The organism is Fluviicola sp., assembly GCF_029266855.1.
Taxonomy (GTDB): Bacteria; Bacteroidota; Bacteroidia; order Flavobacteriales_D; family Crocinitomicaceae; genus Fluviicola.
The window spans coordinates 195,073-220,327 of sequence record NZ_JAQSWB010000001.1; the positions used below are offsets into that span (position 1 = coordinate 195,073).

The 25,255-nt window shown below is 40.9% G+C and carries 20 protein-coding genes; 9 read left to right on the forward strand and 11 right to left on the reverse strand.

Annotated elements, in window-relative coordinates; genetic code table 11:
* Position 1: 1 nt before the first annotated feature.
* Positions 2-1,468 (reverse strand): pitrilysin family protein, encoded by a 1,467-nt coding sequence (locus K0S23_RS00860; RefSeq protein WP_300352961.1) that lies wholly within the window; start codon positions 1,466-1,468, stop codon positions 2-4.
* Between the two features lie 251 nt (positions 1,469-1,719).
* Here K0S23_RS00860 and K0S23_RS00865 point away from each other — a divergent pair, with 251 nt between their 5' ends.
* From K0S23_RS00865 to K0S23_RS00885, 5 genes are all read left to right on the forward strand, one after another.
* Positions 1,720-2,826: a hypothetical protein gene (locus K0S23_RS00865; RefSeq protein WP_300352964.1), complete on the forward strand. Its 1,107-nt coding sequence runs from the start codon at positions 1,720-1,722 to the stop codon at positions 2,824-2,826.
* Positions 2,827-3,023: 197 nt separating this feature from the next.
* Positions 3,024-3,626, forward strand: a complete 603-nt coding sequence (locus K0S23_RS00870; RefSeq protein WP_300352966.1) for a DUF4494 domain-containing protein — start codon at positions 3,024-3,026, stop codon at positions 3,624-3,626.
* A 3-nt stretch (positions 3,627-3,629) separates the two neighbouring features.
* A complete protein-coding gene (pdxH, locus tag K0S23_RS00875; protein WP_300352968.1) occupies positions 3,630-4,277 on the forward strand; it encodes a pyridoxamine 5'-phosphate oxidase in 648 nt (215 codons plus the stop codon).
* Between the two features lie 3 nt (positions 4,278-4,280).
* The gene (locus K0S23_RS00880; protein ID WP_300352970.1) at positions 4,281-5,525 is read left to right on the forward strand and encodes a pitrilysin family protein; all 1,245 of its coding nucleotides are present in this window, start codon (positions 4,281-4,283) and stop codon (positions 5,523-5,525) included.
* A gap of 151 nt (positions 5,526-5,676) precedes the next feature.
* Complete coding sequence (locus tag K0S23_RS00885; RefSeq protein WP_300352973.1) at positions 5,677-6,258, forward strand: thioredoxin family protein; 582 nt, start codon at positions 5,677-5,679, stop codon at positions 6,256-6,258.
* Here the strand turns inward: K0S23_RS00885 and K0S23_RS00890 are convergent.
* From K0S23_RS00890 to K0S23_RS00905, 4 genes are all read right to left on the reverse strand, one after another.
* The gene (locus K0S23_RS00890) at positions 6,253-6,954 is read right to left on the reverse strand and encodes a methyltransferase (protein ID WP_300352975.1); all 702 of its coding nucleotides are present in this window, start codon (positions 6,952-6,954) and stop codon (positions 6,253-6,255) included. The genes K0S23_RS00885 and K0S23_RS00890 overlap by 6 nt on opposite strands.
* The gene (gene rimM / locus K0S23_RS00895; RefSeq protein WP_300352978.1) at positions 6,951-7,481 is read right to left on the reverse strand and encodes a ribosome maturation factor RimM; all 531 of its coding nucleotides are present in this window, start codon (positions 7,479-7,481) and stop codon (positions 6,951-6,953) included. Before rimM ends, K0S23_RS00890 begins: the two co-directional genes overlap by 4 nt.
* An 18-nt stretch (positions 7,482-7,499) precedes the next feature.
* A complete protein-coding gene (locus K0S23_RS00900) occupies positions 7,500-8,144 on the reverse strand; it encodes a 30S ribosomal protein S16 (protein ID WP_300352981.1) in 645 nt (214 codons plus the stop codon).
* A 159-nt stretch (positions 8,145-8,303) separates the two neighbouring features.
* Positions 8,304-9,131 carry an outer membrane beta-barrel protein gene (locus K0S23_RS00905; protein ID WP_300352984.1) on the reverse strand — a complete coding sequence of 276 codons (828 nt, stop codon included), beginning with the start codon at positions 9,129-9,131 and terminating at the stop codon, positions 8,304-8,306.
* Positions 9,132-9,214: 83 nt separating this feature from the next.
* On the opposite strand from K0S23_RS00905, the gene K0S23_RS00910 reads away from it, so the two are divergent.
* The 4 genes from K0S23_RS00910 (at position 9,215) to K0S23_RS00925 (ending at position 16,149) form a co-directional block, all read left to right on the forward strand.
* Positions 9,215-9,862 carry an HD domain-containing protein gene (locus K0S23_RS00910; RefSeq protein ID WP_300352986.1) on the forward strand — a complete coding sequence of 216 codons (648 nt, stop codon included), beginning with the start codon at positions 9,215-9,217 and terminating at the stop codon, positions 9,860-9,862.
* 62 nt (positions 9,863-9,924) lie between these two features.
* Positions 9,925-10,872 carry an ROK family protein gene (locus K0S23_RS00915; protein ID WP_300352988.1) on the forward strand — a complete coding sequence of 316 codons (948 nt, stop codon included), beginning with the start codon at positions 9,925-9,927 and terminating at the stop codon, positions 10,870-10,872.
* Positions 10,873-10,876: 4 nt separating this feature from the next.
* Positions 10,877-13,846 (forward strand): GH92 family glycosyl hydrolase, encoded by a 2,970-nt coding sequence (locus K0S23_RS00920; protein WP_300352991.1) that lies wholly within the window; start codon positions 10,877-10,879, stop codon positions 13,844-13,846.
* Between the two features lie 176 nt (positions 13,847-14,022).
* Complete coding sequence (locus tag K0S23_RS00925) at positions 14,023-16,149, forward strand: S46 family peptidase (RefSeq protein ID WP_300352993.1); 2,127 nt, start codon at positions 14,023-14,025, stop codon at positions 16,147-16,149.
* Positions 16,150-16,299: 150 nt separating this feature from the next.
* Here K0S23_RS00925 and K0S23_RS00930 read toward each other — a convergent pair whose 3' ends face one another.
* The 6 genes from K0S23_RS00930 to K0S23_RS00955 all read right to left on the reverse strand — a co-directional run bounded on the left by K0S23_RS00930 (position 16,300) and on the right by K0S23_RS00955 (position 25,210).
* Positions 16,300-17,304: a chitobiase/beta-hexosaminidase C-terminal domain-containing protein gene (locus K0S23_RS00930; RefSeq protein WP_300352996.1), complete on the reverse strand. Its 1,005-nt coding sequence runs from the start codon at positions 17,302-17,304 to the stop codon at positions 16,300-16,302.
* A gap of 173 nt (positions 17,305-17,477) precedes the next feature.
* Entirely contained in the window at positions 17,478-18,581 is a 1,104-nt protein-coding gene (locus K0S23_RS00935; RefSeq protein ID WP_300352999.1) for a WG repeat-containing protein, read from the reverse strand.
* 270 nt (positions 18,582-18,851) lie between these two features.
* On the reverse strand, positions 18,852-19,934 hold the full coding sequence (gene gcvT / locus K0S23_RS00940; RefSeq protein ID WP_300353002.1) for a glycine cleavage system aminomethyltransferase GcvT: 1,083 nt from the start codon (positions 19,932-19,934) through the stop codon (positions 18,852-18,854).
* A 121-nt stretch (positions 19,935-20,055) separates the two neighbouring features.
* The gene (locus K0S23_RS00945) at positions 20,056-22,800 is read right to left on the reverse strand and encodes a BNR-repeat neuraminidase N-terminal domain-containing protein (RefSeq protein WP_300353005.1); all 2,745 of its coding nucleotides are present in this window, start codon (positions 22,798-22,800) and stop codon (positions 20,056-20,058) included.
* 270 nt (positions 22,801-23,070) lie between these two features.
* The gene (locus K0S23_RS00950; RefSeq protein WP_300353007.1) at positions 23,071-24,795 is read right to left on the reverse strand and encodes a tetratricopeptide repeat protein; all 1,725 of its coding nucleotides are present in this window, start codon (positions 24,793-24,795) and stop codon (positions 23,071-23,073) included.
* A 52-nt stretch (positions 24,796-24,847) separates the two neighbouring features.
* Positions 24,848-25,210, reverse strand: coding sequence for a hypothetical protein (locus tag K0S23_RS00955; protein ID WP_300353010.1), 363 nt, complete (start codon positions 25,208-25,210; stop codon positions 24,848-24,850).
* Positions 25,211-25,255 lie beyond the last annotated feature (45 nt).

Sequence of the window (25,255 nt, forward strand, 5' to 3'; positions counted from 1 at the left end):
GTTAGTTTGCCTTTGGTAAATAATATAAAATGATTCGGTTGTCCTGAGTCAAATACTTTTTGGCAACACGCTGAATGTCTTCGCGAGTAATGCTCATGTAGATATCCATCTGTTTGTTGATTAATTCAGTATTTCCGAAATACATTTTGTTTTGAGCTAAATTTTCAGCAATTCCTGCTACTGTTGAGTTGGAACTTACAATTTGATTTTCAAACTGGTTGCGCACCGCCTGGAACTCTTCTTCAGAAATTAAGTTATCCTGGATCGATTTGATTTGTTCGTCCAATGATTTTTCCAAATCCTCCACTTTCGTTCCGTTTGCCGCAATTGCAGCAACGATACCCAATCCCGGATCTTCCATATTGAATGCAAAAGAGAAAGCAGCAACAGCTTGTTGTTTTTTCTCAACGATCTCTTTATTCATGCGGGAAGAATTACTTCCGGATAAAACAGCATTTAATAATTCGATGGCTGCAAAATCCTTGTCTGTTTCTTTCGGGAATTTGTAACCCATAAATACAGCAGGTAATTGAATATTATCGTAAACAGTTTCTCTTACAACTCCGCTGATCGGCTCAAAAGTAGCGTTCGGTTTCGGAACCACACAAGGCATAGCGCTGTATTTTTTCAGCAATTCTTTTGCCTTAGGGTCTGTAGGATTATTAAAGTTTTTCGGATCAAAAGCCAGTTTCTCCACACCGTATTTTGTTTTGAAATCTCCTTCACCCAGGTTCTCATAATCACGGAACAGGTTGATAGCTTCTCCTTTCGGAACTGAAGCGAAGTATTTATCGATCCATTTTTTCGTTTGATCGATATTGATATCTCCTGCAATAGAAAGTATTGCATTGGAAGGCACATAAAATGTGTGGTAGAAATTAACATAATCAATTTCCTGTGCAGCATTCAGATCTTCCATACTTCCGATCGGAACCCAACGGTAAGGATGGTTCTTGTAAGCCAGCTTAAACAGGTTTTCCATGAAAGTTGCGTACGGCTGATTGTCTACACGCTGTCTTTTCTCTTCTTTTACAACTTCACGTTGCGTATCAACACCTGTTTGATCTACTTTGGCATGCAGCAAACGCTCACTTTCCAGCCACAATCCCAATTCCAATTGGTTTGAAGGAAGGATTTCGTAATAGTAAGTTCTGTCCTGGCTTGTATTTGCATTCAGGGCGCCACCATTTTTCTCCACTAATTCCGAGTATTCTCCTCTTTTAATATTGGTGGAACCTTCAAATAGTAAATGCTCAAAAAAGTGTGCAAATCCTGTTCTGGAAGGATTTTCGTTTTTTGAACCTACGTGATACATTACTGAAACAGCTACAATTGGAGTAGCGTGCTCTTCATGCAAGATAACATGCATTCCGTTTGCCAGGTCATATTCGATGTATTTCACTTTCTCCTGGGAGAAGCTATAGATCGAAGATGAAAGCAACAATGCTGTAAAAAGACTTTTTTTCATGTTGAATTTTTCGACTTGTTTTTACGAAAATAACAACAAATATTGCTTTACAATCAATTAGATGAATTTCGGATATAAAACTGGACGAACGGCATTTATCTAATTACGAATGCCGAATTATGAATTGCGAATGCGGTTTACTTCGAAATTCAAAACTTTAATGATGTGATAAGGAATCGATAATAAAGGTAATTCTTAATCCATGATCTCTAATTCGTGCATTCGGACCTCGGAATTCGGAATTAATTAGCATGGTTTTTGCTATCTTCGGTTCCATGAAATTATTGACTCTTTGCTCATTGCTTCTTTCAAGTGGTCTTTTTGCCCAGAAGCAGACAGTTTTTGCCTATATGGATTATAATAACTTTTTCCATTCGTTTAAAGACGGGTATTTTAACCAGGTTGATCACCAGGCAGTAAGCGGTATTGCTTATGGAGATGAAGTTATTGCTTATTACAATAATCAGCGCGATTTTAAAATCTATGACGGAACATTTTCAAGAGTAATGACGAATCAGCCTGCTGTTTTTAAAATTTCAGATCACATGGCTGCATGGAATATCGGTCAGCTTCTTTATTATTACGAGAACGGAAAACCTCACAACCTGACTTCTTTTGGTGGAGACTATTGGGTCACGGATTCGTTAATTACATACCAGGATTTACGTTACAATTCATTGAATGTCGTATACCAGGGTAAAATTTCAACATTGGTTCAAAGTACAACAGCACTTCCTGTCCCGGTTGTTCAGGGAGATAATTTGCTTGTGTTTAAAGATAACGGAGATATTTACAAGGTTTTTTACAGAGGTCAGATCTATGATCTTGGAACGTATAACGGAACAGAATTTGAGTTTTTTGCCGGAACAGATATCCTTGGATTCAATGATCCGCAAACACGCACATTTGCTGTTTTCCAGGATGGTGAGTTTTTGGATGTGGAAGAATTCAGAGCTCCGAAAGTAAAGGCAGGAAGAGGTTTCGTAGCTTACGAAGACCTGCAGGGAAACCTGAAATACTATGGAAAAGGAAAATACGAGACCTTAAGTTCTTTTGCCCAGTTCTGGGATGCAAAGGATGATTTGGTTGTTTGGGGAGATGCAAACACCACGTACCAGTTTTACAAAGGAGAAAAGAAGAACCTGGCAAATTTTGTAGTGAAAGAATGGCAAATGAAAAACGATGTCGTTGCATTCCGTACCCTGATGGGCGGAGTCGGTGCATCGATCGGAGGAGTGTATAAAGAAGTAACTACTATTAATAATACGGATTTCATCATTAACGGACACGGAGTAATGGTGACACTTCCGAACCGGGCAGTGATGGTTCTGTATAACGGACGGATCTACCGGGATTAAGGTCACTTCGACTTCCATGGACGCTTAGGTCAAGGTTTTCAACGCTCCATGCCCTTTGTTTCTTGACTAATCTTCTTCATGAAAGTTGACTGAGTGGAATCGAAGTCAACTTTCGGAATTTTAACGTAATCACTTTTGAATTTTTAATTTTGCCTTTTGAATTAGTAGTATCTTTGTTTCTCTAAAAAATTTGATAAATGAATAGTTGGTTTACCGTTAAGGTTAAATATACAAAGCAGCTGGAAGATGGTACTTTCAAGCGCGTTTCAGAACCCTATTTAGTGGCTGCAATGACATTCACTGATGCGGAAGCGAGAATTTACGAAGAATTGGGGAGCCTGATCCGCGGTGAGTTCGTAGTAACGGGCATTACCAGAACAGATTTCCATGATATTTTCCATTATGAAGATGCTGATGTCTGGTATAAGTGTAAAATCACTTACGAAGCCGGAGGAGATGGTGGAGAAGAGGGTGCAAAAGCGAAGAAGGTATCTCAAAACTTTATTGTTACGGCTCATTCCGTGAAAGATGCTTTTGAGCGTTTGAAAGAAAGTTTGGGTGGTATGATGATTGATTATGTGATCCCATCCATTATTATTTCGCCGATCGTAGATGTTTTTCCTTTCGGAGATGAATCTGAAGACCGCGTAGCTGTTGACTTTGAAAAACAAGTGAAAGCAGAAGTTGCTGAACATGCACTTGGAACAAAAACGGTATTTTCAGCTCCCGGATCTGACGTAGATGAATTCGCAGATGATGAAGATTCTGTTATTGACGATCAATTCGGAGAAGAGGAATAAGGAATGGATGACTTTCTGAATGTAATTCGAAACGACCATCATCAATTCGACAAGGGGAAGCTGGAAGATCATTTTGGCAACGAACCTTTTGCTCTCATGGCAAGATGGTTGAGAGAGGCTATTGAAAAACCGGCCTCGGAACCCAATGCGATGATGGTTTCAACTTTGGGCCTGGATGGTTTTCCGAGAACCCGGGTGGTTTACTGGAAAGAATTATTGGAAGAAGGAATTGTTTTTTATACCAATTACAACAGCGATAAGGGAAGGGCAATAGATGCCTATCCCCAGGTACATGCTTTATTGTACTGGCCGGAATTGGAGCGACAAATCAGTATTACCGGACTTGCAGAGAAAGTTCCCGCTGAAATGAGCGATGCGTATTTTGAATCGCGGCCGCGAGGAAGTAAGCTGGGAGCCTGGGCATCTCAGCAGAGCCAATTACTGACGTCAAGAGATGAACTGGAGAAAAGAGTAGGAGAATACGCTGAAAAATTTCCGGATTTTGTCCCGAGACCCGAACATTGGGGAGGTTATTTGATTAAACCGATCAACGTGGAATTCTGGCAGGGGAGACCATCCCGATTGCATGACCGCATTGTTTTTAATTTGAAACCGGACAATTCTTGGGAATTATATCGCAAGAATCCTTAACGAATGATTGAATTATTACCTCATATTTATACTCTTTCAAATGGGTTGCGGCTGGTGTATTTACATACCGGTTCTCCTGTTGCCCATTTGGGAGTCACGGTTCTGGCAGGTTCAAGATTTGAAGAAGATCATGAAATTGGCTTGGCACATTTCTTAGAACACAGCATTTTCAAAGGAACCGGTAAACGAAGAGCTTTTCATATTTTATCCCGCCTGGATTCAGTGGGAGGAGAATTGAACGCTTACACCACAAAGGAGGAGATTTGCCTGTATGCTTCTTTTGTGAAGACACACCTGAATCGTGCAGCCGAGTTGCTTTCTGATATTGCTATCAACAGTAACTTTCCGGAGAAAGAGATCCAAAAGGAGAAAGAAATTGTACTGGACGAGTTGAATTCGTATTTGGATAATCCTAGTGATAAAATCTTTGATGATTATGAAGCACTGATCTTTCCGAATCACCCGCTTGGAAACAATATTCTCGGAACACCCGAATCCGTTCAGTCTTTTAGCAGAGAATCTTTGAAAAGCTATGTCGAGAAGTTTTTCTTTACAGAGAATGCAGTTATTTCTTTTGTAGGAGATATTCCCTTGAATACATTGGTCAAATGCCTGGAAAAACATTTTCATTCGATGCCTTCCGGAAAGGTAAAAGCAACACCGCGACCATTTGACACGTATGTACCTGTTAAGAAAAGAGTAGAAGAAGGAAATTACCAGGCCCATGCAATTATTGGCGGGATTGCTCCCGGTTACAATAGTGAACACCGAAGAGGAATGACTATGCTGACGAATGTTTTAGGAGGTCCTGCTATGAATTCCCGGTTGATTCTTTCTGTTCGTGAAAAATACGGTTATACGTACAATATTGAAGCACAGTATTCCCCTTATCCGGATTTGGGTTATTGGTCTATTTACTTTGGAACAGATCAAAAGTACCTGGCTAAAACCATGAAGATCATTTATTCCGAATTGAAGAAGTTGCGCGAAATCCCATTAACAGCAAAGCAGTTATATCAGGCAAAAGAGCAGTTAAAAGGTCATATCGCTTTGTCTTTGGATTCAAATTTAGGTTTGATGCAGGGCTTGGGAAAATCATTGCTGCTGTTCAACCAGATCGATACGATCCAGGAAATGTATGCCGGGATTGACAAATTGACCAGTGAAGAATTGCAGGAAATAGCTCAAACGTATTTCAGGGAGGAGAATATTTCGGAGTTGATCTATGATGTAAAGCTGGATTCATGATATTGTGATATCATGATATTATTATTTCGTGATATAACGAAGAGCTTTTTACATTCTTGAAATCCTAAATATAATCACACAATTTATTTATCGTTTTTTATACCTGTTCCAGATGAATTGAAACTAACTTTGATCATTCAAATTTAGGATCATGACGTTTCAAACTTATTTAGAACAATTCGAACAAATTCTAAACTCACCCAATCCACCGGCACCATACGATAACCCGGATTACTTCAATTATACGAAGCTAAACTGGTCGCGGATGAATCGATGGATGAAAAAAGGAGAAATCCTTCCGCATGTAAAAGAGAAAATCGAGGCAATTAAGAAAGCACAGGAATGGATCGTAATTACGGAACCCTGGTGTGGGGATGCGGCGCATATTGTACCGTTTATCCAAATGATGGCAGATCTGAATCCTTTGATCCGGATCGATTTTGAGCTAAGGGATTCAGAACCCAATCGTATCCAGGATTATTTGACAAACGGAGGCAAGGCAATTCCGAAATTGATCATCCGAAATACAAATGGGGATCGCATGTCGCCAATAGCTTCAGCGACGGCACAAGATTTGGCGACCTGGGGACCACGTCCTGCCGAGTGCCAGGAATTATACACAAAAATGCACGCAAGCCAGGCGTCGTTTGAAGAAGTGAAGATTCAACTTCAGAATTGGTACAATGAGCACCAGGGAGTAGAAATCCAGGAAGAGATTGCGGCTTTGTTATAAAGAACGGTCGTGAAATTCTTTCGTCAGTACTTTATATTCCTCAGTATACGAGCCGTCTTCAGTTCTGATGCATAAGGAGGAAATTCGCAGTTCAGAAGCCTTTTTCTCAAACGATAGAATAACGCGTGTTGCTTTGTCGGGTTTCCCGAAAATTGTAATGAGATCAGAAACAAATAAGTCGTTCGCTTTTGCCAGTTGAATGAGTTGCTCCTTGCTTTCAAAAGGAACAATGATCCATGCTTTTCCATCTTTACTTAACAATCTTGCAATGGATTGAATTAACTCTAAAAAGGAAAGACTTTCCGTGTGACGTGCTAATGATTTGTCCGCATCCGGATTTTTGGAACTGTTTTCGAAGAAAGGGGGATTGCTGATAATTGCATCAAATTCTCCGGCAGGCTTATAGTCCTGGATGGATTGGTTTAAGATAGAGATCTTCGATGGAAACGGATTGTTTTGAGCATTGATCTGTGCATCAGTAAAGGCTTCTTCCGAAAGCTCGATACCGGTAATTTTTTCGAATGAGAAACGCTGAGCGCACATGAGGGACAAAACCCCTGTTCCTGTTCCGATATCCAGCAGGAGTTTGGGATTTTTCCAGTTGCAAAGCGAACCGAGAAGCATGGAATCGGTGCCGACTTTTAATGCTGCGTTTTTTTGGTGGATTTGAAAGTGTTTGAAGTTAAAAACACTCATTCTCCCATATACATTTCAATCAATCCTTCGGGAGAAGTTACGTGAATTGTTTTTGCTTTTCGATCGACCTTTTGTACAAGTCCGTCAATGAATGGAATCAGGATTTCTTTTTCCCCGTTCATTACCTGGATCAATGGATTTACATTGTTGTCAATCACTTGCTCAACAATTCCAACTTCCCCGTAACGCGTATCATGTAACTTGAAACCGATGATCTCGTGGTCGTAGAAATGCTTATCGTCCAGCGGTGGGAGGATTGATAATGGAAGGTAGCAGCTTTTGCGAAGAATCATCTTTGCGTCGTTCTCAGAATCGACCCCTTCTAATTTCACAGCTGCAAAACCTTTATTTTTTAATGTAAAGGACTTAACAAAAAAGGGCGTAAGTTGTCCGTTGATATCGATGAAGAATGCATCGAGTGTTCGGTAATCTTCCGGATTGGTTACATCTAAAAAAAGCGAAACTTCACCTTTGTATCCGTGAAGTTTCGCAATATAACCAAGTTGAAAGCAATCAGAATGTTGCATTGATCAACTTTTAATGAATTAAGCCTTAGCTTCTCCTTCTTCTTCAGCAGCAGGAGCATCTTCAGCCGGAGCTTCAGTTGTTTCCTCAGCAGCAGCTTCAGGTGCAGTCTCTTCTGCAGGAGCTTCAGTTGCTTCTTCAGTAACAGCTTCAGGAGCAGTTTCTTCAGTTGCAGCCTCTTCCACTACAGGAGCTTCTTCAGCAGCAGGCGTGTTTTTAGCTTCAATTGCTTTTGCTTTAGCTTCGTTTGATTCAGCTTCAGCTTTCAAACGTGCAGCTTTATCAGCAACAGCGTCTTTTCCAAGACCTTCAATTTTACCTTGGATTTTAGATGCTTTATCAGCTTCCCAAGCAGAAAATTTAGTTTCTACCTGCTCTGCAGTCAAAGCTCCTTTTGTTACACCTTTCAATAGGTGATTTTTGTACAAAACTCCTTTATAAGAAAGAATTGCACGAGCAGTATCTGACATTTCAGCTCCTGTACCAACCCATTTTAAAGTTGATTCAAAATTGATGTCAATTGTTGCCGGGTTCGTGTTCGGATTGTAAACTCCCAATTTCTCGATGAATTTACCATCACGCTTAGCGCGAGAATCAGCTACTACCAAATGGAAAACTGCTTTTCCTTTTTTACCGTGTCTTTGCAAACGAATACGTGTTGCCATAATGTTAATTGTTTGAGGTACGAAACCTCGGTTAAAATGAATATTAACTTCTGCTTAGCGAATAAACAGGGTGCAAAGATAGTAAAAGCTTCAAAATCTGCAAATAAAAAAGGGCAGGATATTTCTACCTTGCCCCTTTAACCAATAATAATTTGAAGATTAGTCACCAAATGTGATCTTGAAACCAACCTGTATAAAGAAATTGCTGAAGTTTGCTACCTCTCTCAAATCTTCCCGTGCACTGTTCTGGTCCGTTCCCGTAGGATTTGTTCCTGTATTATTTGACGAATTGGTTAATTCATCAACGTAAACGGTTTCTCTGTCGTAAGTATCCATGTTTCCAAGTTCATCACTTCCGTTAACAACATACTTGGTGATCTCTGTTTCTTTTGATTTTACCCGTAAACTATTAGCTCCGACTTCTGCAAAGAACCCGAATTTCTGACCAAAATGGACGTTTAATCCGACAGCTCCGGTGTAACCCAAGCTTACTTTTCCGGTAGTTTTCAATTCTACTTCCGTAACAGCTGCAGGATTTGTGCTATTATTAACTTCAGATCGAACGGATCCTATTAACGGAAGAACCAAACCTCCGCGTGCATATGCAGAAATCTTTTCCCCGCCTGATTTAATAACGATTGCAGGTGAAATCCGGAACTGATTAGATGATTGAATACGCTCGTAATTGCCTGTTGGCACAGTTGCTTCATCGACTACGGTTTTAGATCCGAAAAATCCGTTCAGACCCAATTCAATTCCAAAATGCTCTCCGAACATGTAACCGGGAGTTAAATTGGCCAGGATACCGCTTCCCAATGTTCCGTAGATGTTTTCTTCGTTGTAGGAAGAAAGCGTGGAAGTTGTACTTGTACCCATTACATGGCCAGGTGATCCGATCCCATAACCCGCCGAAATACCAAGATTAAATTGTGCAGATGCAGTTCCAAGGGTCATAACTGCCAATACAGGTAAAATTAATTTTTTCATAAGAGAGATTTTAGATTTTATTTGCAATTTAAAGTGTTTTAATTACTTATGCAAGCATAAGATCATAATATCAGGAAAGTAAAATGAATTTGTTAGAGGAAGTTAGAAGTATTGTAGAACAGAAGTTTAGAAATGAAAGCGCAGATCACGATTGGTATCACATCGAACGGGTCTTGAAATTGGCAGAATACATCCAGTCGAAGGAGGGCGGAGATCTGTTGGTGATCCAGCTGGCAGCCTTGCTTCACGATATTTCGGATCACAAGCTGAACGGCGGAATCAAAAATGATTGCGGAAGGGTTTCAAGAGAGATACTAACCCGTTTAAATGCCGATGAGAAGTTAACTGAACGCGTATGTGATATCGTGGACAAAGTTTCTTTCAAAGGAGCAGGAGTGAGTGATGTGTATGAAAGCCTTGAACTGGATATTGTGAGGGATGCGGATCGGCTGGATGCGATAGGGGCAATAGGGATTGCAAGGGCTTTTCATTACGGTGGAAAAAATAACCGGTCTTTCTATGAGCCGGATTTAGGTCCGTCGCTGCACACCGATTTCGATTCCTATTCTTCCGATAAGTCACATACCCTGAATCATTTTTACGAGAAACTATTGCTTATAAAAGACAGGCTTCGCACAAAAACCGCCCGGGAAATCGGAACAGAGCGGCATCAGATAATGGAGGGATTCGTATCTTCTTTTCTGAAAGAATGGAATGTTAATTTAAGATGAAGCGATTTGCTAAATCAGTTTACTAAAATTTAATTCTCAAAAAAAAATCCCATTTTTACAACATGATTGAACATGTTGCATTAGGCATAGATATCGGTGGAACCAATACAGCTTATGGTTTGGTGAACCGAAATGGGGAGGTGTTATTTGAAGAATCTATAACAACAACGGACTATTTGGATCCGGAAGACCTGGTAGATAAAATTTACCAGGATGTTAAGGAGCATGGTTTTCTGGAAGGGTTACTTGGATTGGGAGTTGGCGCGCCGAACGGAAATGCTTTTACGGGAAATATTGAATTTGCACCCAATCTCAAATGGAAAGGAATTATTCCTATCGCGGAATTATTTGAGCAGAAATTTCACAGACCAACCTTGCTTGCAAATGATGCCAATGCGGCTGCAATCGGCGAACATTTGTTCGGAAATGCGAAAGATTTGAATGATTTTGTGCTGATCACACTTGGGACCGGTTTGGGTTCGGGAATTTTCATCAATGGAGAACTGGTTGTGGGATCACAGGGATTTGCCGGTGAATACGGACATATTCGGGTTGTTCACAACGGACGTTTATGTGGCTGTGGAAGAAATGGCTGTTTGGAGACGTATGTTTCAAGTACAGGTGTGGTTCGCAGTGTGAAAGAATTGGAGAGCATTCATAAAGCAGATTCCCGCTTAAATGAACTCTCGAAAATTACAGCAAAGGATGTTTTTCAGGCTGCAAGTTCCGGGGATGAATTCGCTTGTGAGATCGTCGATTATACGGCTGAAATGCTGGGTTCTGCTTTGGCAGACTTTGCGGCTTTTTCCAATCCGAAAGCGTATGTTCTTTTTGGAGGATTGGCACAGAGCGGTGCATATTTCTCCGAAAAAGTAAAAAAACACATGGAGGCAAACCTGCTTCAAATATACCAGGGGCATATTGAAATTCGTAATTCAGCTCTTCACGACATGAATGCCGCAGTATTAGGTACGGCAGCTTCCATGTTCTGGAAAGCGATCAAAAAGTAAGGGCATGAAAAATATTCTACTAGCAGTTACACTTATTTATTCCTCGGCAGGTTTTTCTCAAATCCAGGAATTAAAAACTAATTCGGATGCGGCAAGAGGTAAAGTTGTTCCAAATAAAATGGTCGATGTGAGACCAAATCCATCTCAATATGTAAACACATTTGTTGGGACGGGTGGACACGGACATACTTTTCCGGGGCCGGTTCTTCCCTTCGGGATGGTTCAGGTTGGTCCTGATACACGTTATGAAGGATGGGACGGATGCGGAGGCTATCACTATTCGGATTCGGTAATTTACGGATTCAGTCACACACACTTAAGTGGTACGGGAATTCCGGATTATGCAGATGTTTTGTTAGTTCCCCAGCAGGGAAAACTAAATGCCGTTCCGGGATATAAAAAAGCCGGGGGATTTGGTTCCGCTTTTAAACATTCGAAAGAAACGGCAGTTCCTGGATATTATCATGTGGAAATGGAAAATGGCATTACTGCCGATCTGACTGCAACTTTGCATTGTGCTTTGCACCGTTATCGCTTTTCAAATCCGAAAGGAAAACGATATATTATTATTGATTTGGGATACCGGGACCGCGTTTTGGAAGTCGCTGCAACCAAAACTTCCGCTACTTCAGTTTCCGGCAGACGTATTTCCGAAGCCTGGGCTGCTCATCAGCACTTGCATTTTAATCTGGAAACTTCTGTTCCCTTCACGAAAACAAAATGGATTGAAGACAAAGAAGAAGGAAATTATTTGTTTGTAATGGAATTTCCCGAAGGAGTAAAAGAGATCTCGGTACGTGTAGGGATTTCAGGAACAGATGAAGAAGGTGCTGCCTCCAATCTGAAAGCGGAACTGACAAATTTCGACTTTGATATTGTGCGTGCAAGAGCAACTTTAGCCTGGGATACGGAATTAGGTAAGATCCAGGTTAAATCTTCACAGAAGGATGTTTTAACCAATTTCTATACAGCGCTTTATCATACTTGTGTTCATCCTTCACTTTGGACGGATGTAGACGGAAGGTACCGCGATTACAAGGACCAGATTCAGAAATCGGAAAGTTCCCTGTATTCTGTTTTTTCTTTGTGGGATACTTACAGGGGCGCAAATCCGCTGTATACCATTACGCAGCCTCGAAAAGTGTTGGATTTTGTCGAATCTTTCCAGCAACAATACAAGAATACGGGCTTACTTCCTGTTTGGACATTATCCAACAATGAAACGAATTGCATGATCGGGTATCATTCGGTGTCGGTCATTACGGATGCTTATTTGAAAGGCATTCCCTTAAAGGATCCGGAAGGATTGTTGGAAGCGATGATCGCCAGCAGTACTGCAGATCAATTCGGAAAAAAACAATACGATGAGATCGGTTTCATCTCTGCAAATACGCTTGCGGAGTCTGTTTCCAGGACGCTTGAATATGCATACGACGATTGGTGTATTTCGAAATTTGCCGAGAAACTGGGGAAAGCGGATATAGCAAAAAAATACCAGGTCCGTTCGGCAAACTGGATGAATTTAATACATCCCGAAACGCGTTTCTTTCAACCGAGAAAAGACGGTGTTTTCTTGCCTTTCTTCAAACCGAATGAGGTAAACCACCATTTTACGGAAGCGAACGGGTGGCAATATTCTTTGGCTGCCCCACAGCACATCCAGGCTTTGATTGATATGCACGGTGGAAATGAAGGAATGGTAAATTTCCTGGATACTCTATTCCTGGGTTCTTCTTCTATGTCGGGTAGAGAGCAGGCGGATATCACGGGATTGATCGGTCAGTATGCACACGGGAATGAACCATCGCATCACATGGCATATACCTACAATTATTGCGGTGCTCCCGAAAAGACACAGTTTTTCGTTGATTCCATTTTAAAAACGTTTTATACCAATACGCCCGACGGACTTTCAGGTAATGAAGACTGCGGACAAATGTCGGCATGGTATGTACTAAGTTCTATGGGCTTTTACCCGGTTGCTCCGGGAAGTCCGACTTATGCAATCGGAAGACCAATGATGGATCAGGTATTGATTCATGGCGAAAAGGCTGATTTTGAAATCAAAGTGCTTAAAAATTCGGCAGAGAATAAATTTGTGCAGTCGATTTCCTGGAACGGAAAGGCGTACCAGAAACTGTATATCACTCACCAGATGATCGCGGATGGCGGGATTTTGGAAATTTCCATGGGACCGAAACCGAATAAACAGCTTGTAAATTATGAGCTGGATCTAAGAAATGAAATAAGTCCGGCTTTTGTTCCTGTTCCTTTTTTCACGACCAATCAAACCATGTTCGAAACGAATATGGAGTTGGGAATTGATGTTCTTTTCTTCGAAAAAGGTAAAATATACTACAGTTTCGACGGAGTAAAATTCCAGCCATTCTACAAGCAGGGAGGCAAAAATATCCGGCTTGCCGAAACAACGGAAGTCTATGCAAAAGTCGTTCGTGAAGACGGAAATGAAAGCAAGGTGATTAAAACCTTACTGACAAAATATGTGCGGGACAAGAAGATCACTTTGTCGACAGAATATGCCAATCAATATTCAGGTGGCGGTTCTCAGGCTTTGGTCGACGGACAAGAGGGAACCGAAGAATACCGTGGGACGGAATGGCAGGGCACTTTCGGGAAAAATGTACAGGGCGTGATCGAATTGAATGAGGTGAGAGAGATTTCCCTGGTTCAGTTTTCTTACCTGCAGGACCAAAAATCTTGGATTTTCCCTCCGAAAAGTGTGAGCATGGAAGTTTCGACCGACGGAGTTAATTACCGCAAATTGGGCAAAGTTCCAGGTGTAACGGTAAAAGAAGGAGCAGGCCTGAAAACTGGAGAGATCAGTTTCGAAATTGCCCCGACTACCTGTAAGTTTATCCGCTTCAGTGTCGAAAACTACGGGCCATGTCCGGATTGGCATTTGGGTAAGGGAAATCAAACCTGGTTGTTCCTGGATGAAATCACAATAAAGTAATTAAAAATTCAAAAGGCAAAATTCAAAATAGGAGGATTTGTTTAAGTTGAAGGATTTCAACTCTAAGGACTTTTTGCATTTTGCATTCATAATTTTGAATTAATATTATACAAACGGTCAATTGTACACATTAAAAAGTTGTTACCTTTAGCGCTCTTTTAAAATAAATCTAAAGAATGAAAAAAATACTAATCGTTTTGGTCTTATTGACCTATTCAATGGGTAACATTGCTCGTGCAGATGAGGGAATGTGGCTTCCGTTTTTGATCGGGAGAAACTATGAAGACATGAAAAAACATGGCTTGAAATTAACTCAAGAGCAAATTTACTCAATCAACAAGTCGTCATTAAAGGATGCAGTAATCTCTTTCGGAGGTTTTTGTACCGGTGAGATCATTTCGAACCAAGGTTTGGTTTTGACAAATCACCACTGTGGTTACGATGCAATTGCAGGAGCTTCAACGAAAGAACATAACTACCTGGACAATGGTTTCTGGGCAAAGAATTTCAAAGAAGAAATCGCAGTAAAAGGATTGACGGCAACCTTCATGATCCGCATGGAAGATGTAACTTCCCAGGTGATGAAGGAATTGAATGCTAAAATGACTCCGGAGGAGCGTGCTAAGAAAATCAAAGAAGTAACGGATATTTTGGTGAAAGACGCTACAACAGGTACTCATTACGAAGCATTTGTTCGCGATTTTTATGATGGAAATGAATTCTATTTATTCGTTAAGGAAACGTTCAAAGATGTTCGTTTGGTAGGAACACCTCCGCAATCCGCAGGAAAATTCGGTGGAGATACGGATAACTGGGAATGGCCGCGTCATACTGCAGATTTCTCTATGTTCCGCGTTTACGCAGGATCGGATAACAAGCCGGCTGATTTCAGCGATGACAACGTTCCTTTGAAACCAAAACACTCTTTACCAATCTCATTGAAAGGTGTGAAACAAGGTGATTACGCAATGATCATGGGCTTCCCGGGAAGAACTAACCGTTATTTGACTTCTTACGGTGTTGAGCAGGCAATTTCTTTGGAGCAACCTAAAATTGTTGACATCCGTGCTAAGAAATTAGAGATCATGAAAAAATACATGGATAAAGATGTAACAGTTCGTTTGCATTATTCTTCTAAATATGCGCAGGTTGCCAACTACTGGAAATACTTTATCGGTCAGACAAAACAGTTGCAGGGAAATCATGTTGCTGATAAGAAAAGAAAAATCGAAGATGATTTCACGAAGTATTCAGCCGGAAAGGCAGAATACACCAATGTGCTTTCGGATATTGAGTCTGCTTTCAAAGCTACGAATGATGTAGTTTATATCAAGGTGTACCAAAGTGAGTTTGTTCGCCAGGTAGATATCAATTCGGTAGTTTATTTCTACAAAATGGCATTGGACGCGAAAAAATCAGGAAACGAGGAGCGTTACAATATGATCCTGGATGCTGCAAAAGCAACTGCCGAAGAAATTTACGCTGAGCGTTCAATGGATATCGAGTTGGAGACTTTGGAAGAAGTATTGAAAATGTACATCCGCGACGTTCCGATGGAACAGCAGGTTGGAATTACACGATCTATCGGTGCTGACGGTCTTGCTGCTTTCATGAGCCGCATCAAAATGAATTCCATTTTCGCTTCGAAAGAGCGTTACGAAGAATTCATGAAAAACTTCGACGCAGAGAAATTGAGCCAGGATCCTTTGTTCATTTTGATCAAAGATTTGGACAATGCGTACCAGGCTGCAATGGGGCAGGAAGCGGTTAAATCTGCAAATGCGAAATTAACACTTGCAAACCGTGCGTTTGTAAAAGGAGTTCGCGAAATGCAGCCAAACAAAAAGTTCTATCCGAATGCAAACTCAACGATGCGTTTGACTTACGGAAATGTATTGGATTACGATCCGCGTGACGCTGTTCATTACGACTATTTCACAACGCTTGACGGTGTGATGCAGAAAGAAGATCCAAACAACCCGGAATTCGTTGTAGATCCGCGTATCAAGGAATTGTGGATGAAGAAAGACTACGGTCAGTACGCTTCCAATGGGAAATTGCCTGTAAACTTCCTTTCGAACAACGACATCACAGGAGGTAACTCCGGTTCACCGGTTATCAATGCAAACGGAGAATTGATCGGTACGGCATTTGACGGTAACTGGGAAGCAATGTCCGGCGACATCTACTTCGAACCGAACATTCAGCGCACAATCTCTTTGGACGTACGTTACACGCTTTGGTTGGTAGACAAGTGCTACGGAGCAACGAATTTGATTAATGAAATGAAATTGGTTAAATAAGTTTTGACCGATACGAAATAGAAAAAGCCCCGACATATTGTTGGGGCTTTTCTTTTACATAGCATTTGAATAGGGTGTTATTTCTAACAAATGAAAGGTAATCATAGCTGAATACTCATGAACAGTCATGTTTTTTTTAATCATTTAGGTTTATTCAATCAGTAATTTTTCTCTCACCTGTTCGCCCTTGATATTGCTAAATTGAAGGAAGTATAAACCCGCAAGCAAATGTGAGATACTTATTTTGTCGCTTTTTTCAAGCGTAAGTGTTTGTCCGAGCTGGTTTGTTACCAGGACATCGCTGTTTAGATTTTCGATGGATATAAAATCTGAAGCCGGATTCGGGTAGATAAGTACTTGTTCGGCAGTTTGTTCATCAATACCCAAAACTGCTCTGTGTTTAGTCAGGTAGTACTTCAAAGGTCCGTTTGTGTTGTGCCAGAACTCAATGAACAGGTTTTCCTCATCCATAAACTTGATGTAGCGCAGTTCATACTCGTTAGTGCTAACCCCAAAATCGATCGTAATGTGTCCGTTTGCATATCCCGAAGCCAAAATATTATAGACGCTCATGGTTTTCAGATTAGAAGCCTGGGTTATTCCGTAATAAAAAACGGGGAGAAAGGTGTCATCGTTTGGACCCAAACAACTCGTTGATGTGGTCGTGTCGATATAATTTCCGTTAGACAGAATCTTTACCTTGACCGAATAATCGCAGGTCCAGGGAGTCGAAGTATAGCCGAACCAATCGCCAGGAAGATAGTTGTTGTATTGTGTCCAGGATAGATTTGTCAGGTAGTTTGCATTTGGATTGTAGCTGTAATCGATCACATAAGTGGCGGAACTTATAAAGCTTTGTAAGGCTCCTTTAATGGCAATTGCTTTCAACGTTACCTGGTTACCATTTCCTGAAATGGGGATAATGCCTGTGTATTGGGTTGATGAACTGGTGGGTGCTGAACCGTCCAATGTATAATAGATCGTACAATTTGGAGTAGTAGGTGTAAGGGTCACTTGAATATTGGAATTGTACCTTCCGGATAAGTGAGAGAATTTCGGAGAATAGACATTCGAATTTGTCTGGGAAAATGTGCTGCTGACAAAAAGGAATAGCACGGCAATGAATGATACTAATTTAGATGGTTTACGCGTCATGTTTTTAGATTTAAGTTGTTTTCAAAAACACTCCATCCTACATAATTTATGCCAAAAAATCCCAATTCAATATGTTTTGATCTCCTGAAATGTCGGAACTACTCGAATTGACATGAACGGAATGTATCGGGAATGACAGGGGGAAGGCTCGCTCTTTGCGGTAAAAAAGAAACTCACTTCATATTCTTGTCCCTGATAGCCAGGTAGATTAGTTTGTATCCGTCGTCGGTACGTAGAAATTCATAATGGTCCTGTGGAAAGTCTGTTTTGTTATGATGAGAAATAATGATCGACATCGTTGGATAGATCCACTCTTTCAACTCGCCGCAATTGGTGAAATAGTGCTCGAATACGGGGCCATCAAACATCAGTGGATTCAGACCGCTATTGGATATAAAGTATTCGGTTTTAGGTTCTAAGATTTCCATTAACCCGTTTTTCAGGATAGTGAAATTTTCCGTAATGAGTTGTTTACCGGCTGTTTTGTTCCAGCCATCTTCTGTTTCCCTGGTAATCGTATCGTATGAGGCCTCAATTAATTTTTCTACCGTTAAATCGGGTAACAACTCTTTCATAACCCACTGCTCGAATTCTCTTTGAAAGTCAATAAAGGAATAATAGCTTCCATCCACCGCTAAAAAAGAGACACGTGTACTATCCGGGTGTGCTGCTTCTGTTTTTTGAAGACTGAAGAAATTTAGTCCTTCATTGAAGGGGAATTTTTCAACGAGTATCTTGTTTGAAGTGTCTATTAAAACTTCCTGGCCGCCTGTCCAGCTGAAATGATTGCATCCGGAATGTTTGTCTTTGTCCCAAAACTTTTTCTCAGCCCCTTTCAGCCCGATGACCATTCCGTTTCGGACACGTGTCAATTCATTGTAAACAGCAGGAATAACTACTTTTCCTGTTCTGTCGAATAAGCCCACCTGGTCTGTTTTTTTGTCTCTGAAACGAATAAAGCCTTCACTTTCGCAATCAGCACTGTTGTCAAAAATGTGCAGACTGTCCCTGCCAATTGCTTTCCCGGCCTTAGTCAGGTAATAACTCGTCCATTTACCGTCATTTTCTTCGGTAGCGGCAATAATATTGTCAAACCTGCCTGCATTTGAAAACCCGGTAAATTTCGGCTCAATCTTCACCACACCGTTTTTGTCCTTATATCCGATCATTGTCGTGTCTTCATTCCAGAACGAAATCCAGGTATCATTGCTTTGCCCGCGTAAGCTCAAACTGGAAACGGGGATCAGAAACAGCAGGAAGTATAATTTCATTCTCATTTGAAGATCGTTTATTCAATACTAAGTAAAATTCTGAAATGAAAACAGCAGGTGCTTTATTTGGGTACAAAAAAAGTGGAATCGCTTTCACAATTCCACTAGAGTATGTTTTCAATTCCTCTGTCAGTTCGATAATTCCGTCCACTATTCTAGATACGTTCCGACTATGCATATCTGAACTACTCGAATTGACGTGTACGGAATGTGTCGAGAACGACAGGAAGAATAAGATTTAAGTCTTAATATCCTGAAATCCCGATGTCCTAAAATCTACTTTTGATAAAAAGGCATCTTAACCACTTTCGCCAATACGCCCTTATCTCTGATCTCAATAAAGATTTCTGTATCAGGAGCAGCAAATTCGGTATTTACATAACCCATTCCGATTGCTTTTTTTACACTTGGTCCCTGGGTTCCGGAAGTTACTCTTCCGATTGCATTTCCGTTTGCATCTAAAATGCGGTAATCGTGGCGTGGAATTCCGCGGTCGATCATTTCGAAACCAACAAGTTTTTGTGAAACACCCGCTTCTTTTTCTGCTTTCAGTTTGTCAGAATCAACAAAATCCTTTGTGAATTTAGTGATCCATCCCAATCCTGCTTCAAGCGGAGAAGTGGTATCGTCGATATCGTTTCCGTATAGACAGAAGCCCATTTCCAAACGCAAAGTATCGCGTGCAGCTAAACCGATCGGTTTGATTCCGAAAGCAGCACCGGCTTCGAACACTTTGTCCCAAACTTGTTTTACCTCGGAATTCTTGCAGTAAATTTCAAATCCTCCCGAACCGGTATAACCTGTTGCGGAAATAATGACGTAATCGACACCCGCAAATGGTCCGACCTCGAAATGATAGTATTTGATTACAGAAAGATCGACAGATGTCAATGACTGCATTGCTTCAACCGCTTTGGGTCCCTGGATTGCCAACAATGAATAATCATCGGAAAGGTTTCTCATGGATACGTTCTTCGTGTTGTGGGAAGAGATCCAGTTCCAATCCTTTTCTATATTGGAAGCATTCACTACTAATAGGTATTCTTCTTCTTTGATGCGGTAAATAATCAAATCGTCAACAATACCGCCTTTTCCATTCGGAAGACAAGAATACTGGGCACGACCGATCGTTAGGGTAGAAGCATCATTTGTTGTTACACGCTGGATCAGATCCAGTGCATCCGGACCGGAAAGCAAAAACTCTCCCATGTGGGAAACATCGAATACACCAACCGCATTTCGAACAGTTTCGTGTTCAGCGATTACACCTTCATATTGAACTGGCATATTGAATCCGGCAAATGGAACCATTTTAGCTCCTAAAGCTTCGTGCACAGCAGATAACGCAGTATTTTTCATTGGATATTTAATTTGAGCCTCAAAGGTAATAAAACTGTGATTCGGAAAACAGGATGAAACAAAAAAGAGAGGCAATTAAGCCCCTCTTTTGTTCTAACCTTCTCTCTTTGATTTAAAATGGTTAGTGATTAACAACCAACCTGAGTATTTCCGGATGATCCTCTATGCAAATCAGGTATACCCCATTAGCCAAATTATCTGTCCTGATTTCAAGAGAATCATCAGAAATAACATGTATTTCAGGACTTACTTTTCTGCCTGCATTATCCAATATGGTAATTGTTTTGTTTGCAATCCTTTTTTGGATCAGTTGCGCATTAAACGTTGCCGGATTCGGGAATAAATAAATTTCAGATCCCAAATCGAGATTTACAACACGAATATCAGAGTAGGTGTAGCTTCCATTCAGATCAAATTGTTTTAATCGGTAGTAGTTTACACCAACAACAGGTGATGGATCAATACTTGCATACCTGGTAATTAGTGTAGATTCTCCCTGTGCCTGCACATAGTCTATTGTCTTCCAATCTTTTCCCTCCAGTTTTTGAACTTCGAAGTAATCGCTGTTATTTTCGGATTCCGTATACCAAACAAGATCAACATACCTGTGATTTTTGTTTAAAGTAGCTTGAAAATCAAGAAGGGTAAGGGGAAGCGGGGTGATTGGATTTATCGATGCAATGGTGATGAATCTTGTCGCGTTGTTTGGTATATGTGTTACACTGATGTTACTGACAGTAATCGTTGGGCTTGAATAGCTGAATGTAATTCCTGTCCCGTCTCCATTGTAATAACATTGGGTTCCGCCGTTTGCAAAATTGCCATCGTCATCTACCAATAAACGCAGGTGGGTGATATCAACGGATCCCGGGGCACCACATGTGGCCAGTTTTACATCCATGTTGTAGTTTTGTGCCATATTGGTACGTGTAACTTTCCATTCGCGTTCCAGGCGGGAATAAAGAAGGCAATTCGTTAATCCTAAGGGCATCTCTGAGATGGAAGCAGCTGTTGCACAATATGCACCACTGTTATCTCCCATAACGACATAAGATCCGTCTGTTGAGAAGCTTGAACCGTTCGCCGGATTCATAGCAGCCAGCGCACCCAAATAAATCCGCGCATTATCATCGTCATAATGTGATTGCTTTTGATTCAAGAGTTCTGCATCATCTCTGCCGATTCCAATGATATTATTGTTGTAAGGCGAAGCGACAGTGAAAATGTTTGTACCGTTAGTACTTAAATAGTTGTTCGGTAAAGTGATCCCGTATTTGATTGCCAGATAAGAATCCACCTTTCTTCTTTCGGTAACGGTTAATGCATTCCGGAACCCGATGATCTCAGCTGCCGGACCTTTCCAGTCGCGTACATGACCGGCAAAACCGCTTGAAGGAGTTTGATCATCCTGTCCGCCGAGAAAAGCGTTAAGAGTCGTATTTCCCCCGGTTTGGCAAAGTGCAGACAAGATATGTTTGGTATTTACATGATTAGAGTTGGATAGAATATTCGCTTGATTCCGCTGCCAGGTGCCTGCAGGTGAACCGGTTCCGAAATCGCTGATGTCGTAAGCTTCCAATAGGATCGAAGCACTCGCTCCGTTCGCATCTCCATGCCAGGTTCCGTTTGTAGGTGTTGACATGGTTACTCCTTTAACGGTTGCAGTATGAGTATTTAAACGGGTTAGATCATTCAGCTGAAAGGTGAAGAATAGGGTTTTGTAGTCAATGCCACTGATTCCCGTGTATCCGTTGAGTAAAATACATTGTCTGCTGGCTGCAACACCGCCGTCAAGCGTCGCTGCCGGAGCAGCAAAGTCTACGTAATAATTATAGTTATATGAAGTATTTGTCTGGTTCAGTGATGGATTCCCATTGAGATTTGTGGCAGTTCCGGTTGAAACCTGGTTTGACCAGCCGGTCATTGATGCGGTCCCGCTTGTTCCAATATCTGCTCTTAACCATGTTTCCAACCCCGAATTTACACCACCCGGCGCATAACAGGCAGTTGTAGTCCTGCTTCCTGCTGGTGCAGTGGTGGAAGGCGTGTAATTGGCAGCTGACAGTGTAAATTGAGTGATTGCTGCATCAATTGTTGTTCCGGCCGTTGCAGATGTGCTCAGATCATACACCAGCCAGAAATAGTTGGTCCCGGTTGCCAGGGTTTGAGCTCCTGAAATGTTGTAAGCAGAAGTTGAGGCGGTTGCGCTTCCGAAAACGGAACTTGTTGCGAAAGTACCGGATGTTCCGGTATAATAGATTCGTGATGCCGGTATTCCTGCAATTGGAGCGGTTCCTGTAAAATTTGTCTGAATATTGGTAAGACTTAAAGGGGAAGTTCCTCCGCTTACCGAGACTTCCAGACGAATTACCTGTACATCGGATGCACAATTCACTGTAGAGGAAGTTGAACTTTGAGTGACGGTAGAACTGTTGTAAACCATCGGTGTTGTTGGCCCGACCAGTGTAACTGTGGTGGTGTGACAGGTTGCATCCGTACCGCATCCGATAGCTGTCCAGCGTGCTTTGTAAGTTGCTGTTGAGGGAGGTATGAAATTCAATGGAGAATTCCCCCAGGCAACTGCTACGTTTGAAGCATCAAAAACAGTTACGTATCCGCCGGGAGCAGTCAAAGTATATTGATTTCCCACAGTGAACCCGGTCAAAACCGAATATTCCCCGAAATAGTTACAAGTGGAGACGGTAGCAGTTGTTCCGTTCGTTGCTGGTACGGCAACAGATGTGCCGGGATATTGAGTCCCGCCGAATGTGCATTGCGCCTGTGCAGTATTTCTGGAATTACTGTAGCTGAGAATCAGGAGGAAAATGAAAAATGTTTTTAGTTGAGTAGAAGTTTTGATTGCCATAATTTATAGTTGTAGCGTTATTATGGCAAATGTCACTTATATCGATTGAGCAAAAAAAAAAGAAGCGTTAATTGACGTTATTTGCAAGGCTGTTTTGAGATTTTTTTCGTTAATACCACTTACCTAACTAATTGATTGTTAGTTGGCTGAATCTTTTTTTTCGTTAATCTGCCGAAAGCGAATTTGGATGCGCTAAAAACGATATTTCACCTTTAATAGCATGTGAATGAATCAATTAAATACGAATTGATCCATTGAAGTGTATCTGTTTTAGTTGTACAATGATTGCAGATATTCATTCAGATTGGATTCTTTTGATAAGCCAATCTTGTTTTTTATTTTGTTTTTTGCGACTCTAACGGATACGTCACTTAGTTTTAGTAATAATCCGATTTCTTTTGCAGTTAATGCGCTTGCAAAATAGTTGCACATTAAAAGTTCCGTCTGAGTGAGTTCAGGGTGCTTTTCTTTTATTTTCAAATTTAGATCCTGATCCAGGTCGAGCGGTATCGGACTTTCTACGATCATCTTTTTATCGATATCAAAGAGGTTGGTAAGTCCGATCTGGAGTTCCTGGATCACTTGCTCGGTCGTTATATTACGGTTTCTTTTCAGCTGTTTCACTTTTTCGAGAAAGCCGGTTTCCTTCTGATGTTTGATCTTTAGATTGGTAACGAGTGTTCTGAGTTGCTGCTGCTGGCTCTCCATTTCTTTTTCAAGAAGCTGTTGCTGTGCTTTGATCATTTCTTCCTGTTGCCTTTGAGCAATCAACTCCCGTTTATTTTTTTCAACCCGTGATCGAAGAATCAGGTAGCCGCCAATGATAATAATTAAAAAAGCAAGACATATAATTAGCGCAACGACGAATTTTGAATGCTCACCCTGCTGAATAGCGGTTACTTCTTTTTTCTCATTGATACTTTTTTCTACCAGCGCTTTGATTTTTTCTTCGTAAAGAAAATTGCTGAGGTCGTCGTGAAGTTTTTCTTTTTGAGTGAGGTGATTGATCAGTATTTGGTTTCTTAAAATGCTAAGCGATTTTTCCGTTACACCTATCGGTTTGCGTGCAGCAATAGTAATTAAAGTATCTATAGCTGTCAAACTGTTCGAGTTCGCTGCAATTTTTGAATCGTTCAACCCTTCATACAATTCCCGGGAAAGTTTCTTCAATTCGGTATCGTCATTGAGTCGATCCGCAAGTGAAAGAAGCTGAATCATAGTACTGAGATAATTTGCAGAAAAGAAGCCGTTCTGACGATAGTATTCGGCTTCATCGTTTAATATCTTTTTTCCTTTTTCAATTTCTCCCATTTGTACATAGGTACTTCCCATGTTTCCAAGAATTAATTCATAGAAAGCGTCTTCTTTTTCTCCGGGCAGTGTTTTAAGGATCTCCAACCCTTTTGAATAATTATGCAATGCTTTTTCATAATGTTTGAGTTCGTAATGACATAAAGCGATGTTATTGTAATCCGATGCTCTTTCCTTGAAGTTCGTCACAGGATTGTGTTTCTGTGCGTCAATGAATGCGTTGCATGCTTTTTGGTATTCCATCAGTTGGAAGTAAATCCCGGCCTTGTTTTTATAAGAATAATATAAAAGGCGTTTTTCACCGATAGCCTTGGAATAATAGATCGCGCGATTGGAGTATTCCAGTGCAAATGGAAATATTTTATACGCGTTAAGTACACAGGACAAGTGATAATTGGCGAAAGCACTATAGAAATTCTTTTTACCGCTGTTCCTTTCTGCCAGTCTGATAAGCAGTTCTACGCGCTCAATAGAGTTTTCTTTGCGGGAAGTCAGAAAATATTCAAGTGCGAGAACAAAATTTTCGTCCGTGCCGCTTTTTTTTCTTCGCGCAATCTCATCTGCGAGTTCCTGGTCGGTGGAATTTTGTGTCCCCCAATGATCGAATTGATCCATCAGGCTTTGCGGGGAAGCATAACACATTGGAACGAAAATGGTAAATAATAGGAAACAGAAAGTTCTCATGACAAGTAATTTACACTTGTAAACATAAGAGATTTTAATGAAATTTCAGATGCTAATTTGGATTCAATTTCGAGAATCGAATGCAATAGTCTTTTTCGGTAGCCATTGGATTTTCAAAAGAACCGAAACGTAATGTCGCAATCGATTTATCCATGAAATAATGCTGCTCCAAAATGGGTTTGATGGCCTGGAAGATCTGGTCGGCATTTTCCCCGTTGAAATAAAGATAACCGTCTCCGAAATCCATTGAAATTTCATGTCCTTCATATTTCCCAAGGGCATTAATTGTAATGTTTGAATCCAATTGCTTTTCCAACTCATGCAACTCATTCAGGTCCTCAATTCCATAAAAGAACTGAATAACTACCAAATGATTTTCAGTGACCGGTTGGGGTTTTTCTTTAGTTGTCTCCATATTCTTTCTATGAAAAAAATTAAACAAGCCCATGATGTAATCTTT

Bases quoted from the DNA above. Each gene is read 5' to 3' on its own strand.
- K0S23_RS00945 (WP_300353005.1), bottom strand. From the start codon at position 22,800: ATGGCAATCAAAACTTCTACTCAACTAAAAACATTTTTCATTTTCCTC.
- K0S23_RS00915 (WP_300352988.1), top strand. From the start codon at position 9,925: ATGATTGAACATGTTGCATTAGGCATAGATATCGGTGGAACCAATACA.
- K0S23_RS00925 (WP_300352993.1), top strand. From the start codon at position 14,023: ATGAAAAAAATACTAATCGTTTTGGTCTTATTGACCTATTCAATGGGT.
- K0S23_RS00880 (WP_300352970.1), top strand. From the start codon at position 4,281: ATGATTGAATTATTACCTCATATTTATACTCTTTCAAATGGGTTGCGG.
- K0S23_RS00930 (WP_300352996.1), bottom strand. From the start codon at position 17,304: ATGACGCGTAAACCATCTAAATTAGTATCATTCATTGCCGTGCTATTC.
- K0S23_RS00860 (WP_300352961.1), bottom strand. From the start codon at position 1,468: ATGAAAAAAAGTCTTTTTACAGCATTGTTGCTTTCATCTTCGATCTAT.
- K0S23_RS00905 (WP_300352984.1), bottom strand. From the start codon at position 9,131: ATGAAAAAATTAATTTTACCTGTATTGGCAGTTATGACCCTTGGAACT.
- K0S23_RS00870 (WP_300352966.1), top strand. From the start codon at position 3,024: ATGAATAGTTGGTTTACCGTTAAGGTTAAATATACAAAGCAGCTGGAA.
- K0S23_RS00920 (WP_300352991.1), top strand. From the start codon at position 10,877: ATGAAAAATATTCTACTAGCAGTTACACTTATTTATTCCTCGGCAGGT.
- K0S23_RS00935 (WP_300352999.1), bottom strand. From the start codon at position 18,581: ATGAGAATGAAATTATACTTCCTGCTGTTTCTGATCCCCGTTTCCAGT.
- K0S23_RS00950 (WP_300353007.1), bottom strand. From the start codon at position 24,795: ATGAGAACTTTCTGTTTCCTATTATTTACCATTTTCGTTCCAATGTGT.
- K0S23_RS00865 (WP_300352964.1), top strand. From the start codon at position 1,720: ATGGTTTTTGCTATCTTCGGTTCCATGAAATTATTGACTCTTTGCTCA.
- K0S23_RS00910 (WP_300352986.1), top strand. From the start codon at position 9,215: ATGAATTTGTTAGAGGAAGTTAGAAGTATTGTAGAACAGAAGTTTAGA.
- K0S23_RS00885 (WP_300352973.1), top strand. From the start codon at position 5,677: ATGACGTTTCAAACTTATTTAGAACAATTCGAACAAATTCTAAACTCA.
- K0S23_RS00955 (WP_300353010.1), bottom strand. From the start codon at position 25,210: ATGGAGACAACTAAAGAAAAACCCCAACCGGTCACTGAAAATCATTTG.
- gcvT (WP_300353002.1), bottom strand. From the start codon at position 19,934: ATGAAAAATACTGCGTTATCTGCTGTGCACGAAGCTTTAGGAGCTAAA.
- K0S23_RS00900 (WP_300352981.1), bottom strand. From the start codon at position 8,144: ATGGCAACACGTATTCGTTTGCAAAGACACGGTAAAAAAGGAAAAGCA.
- K0S23_RS00890 (WP_300352975.1), bottom strand. From the start codon at position 6,954: ATGAGTGTTTTTAACTTCAAACACTTTCAAATCCACCAAAAAAACGCA.
- pdxH (WP_300352968.1), top strand. From the start codon at position 3,630: ATGGATGACTTTCTGAATGTAATTCGAAACGACCATCATCAATTCGAC.
- rimM (WP_300352978.1), bottom strand. From the start codon at position 7,481: ATGCAACATTCTGATTGCTTTCAACTTGGTTATATTGCGAAACTTCAC.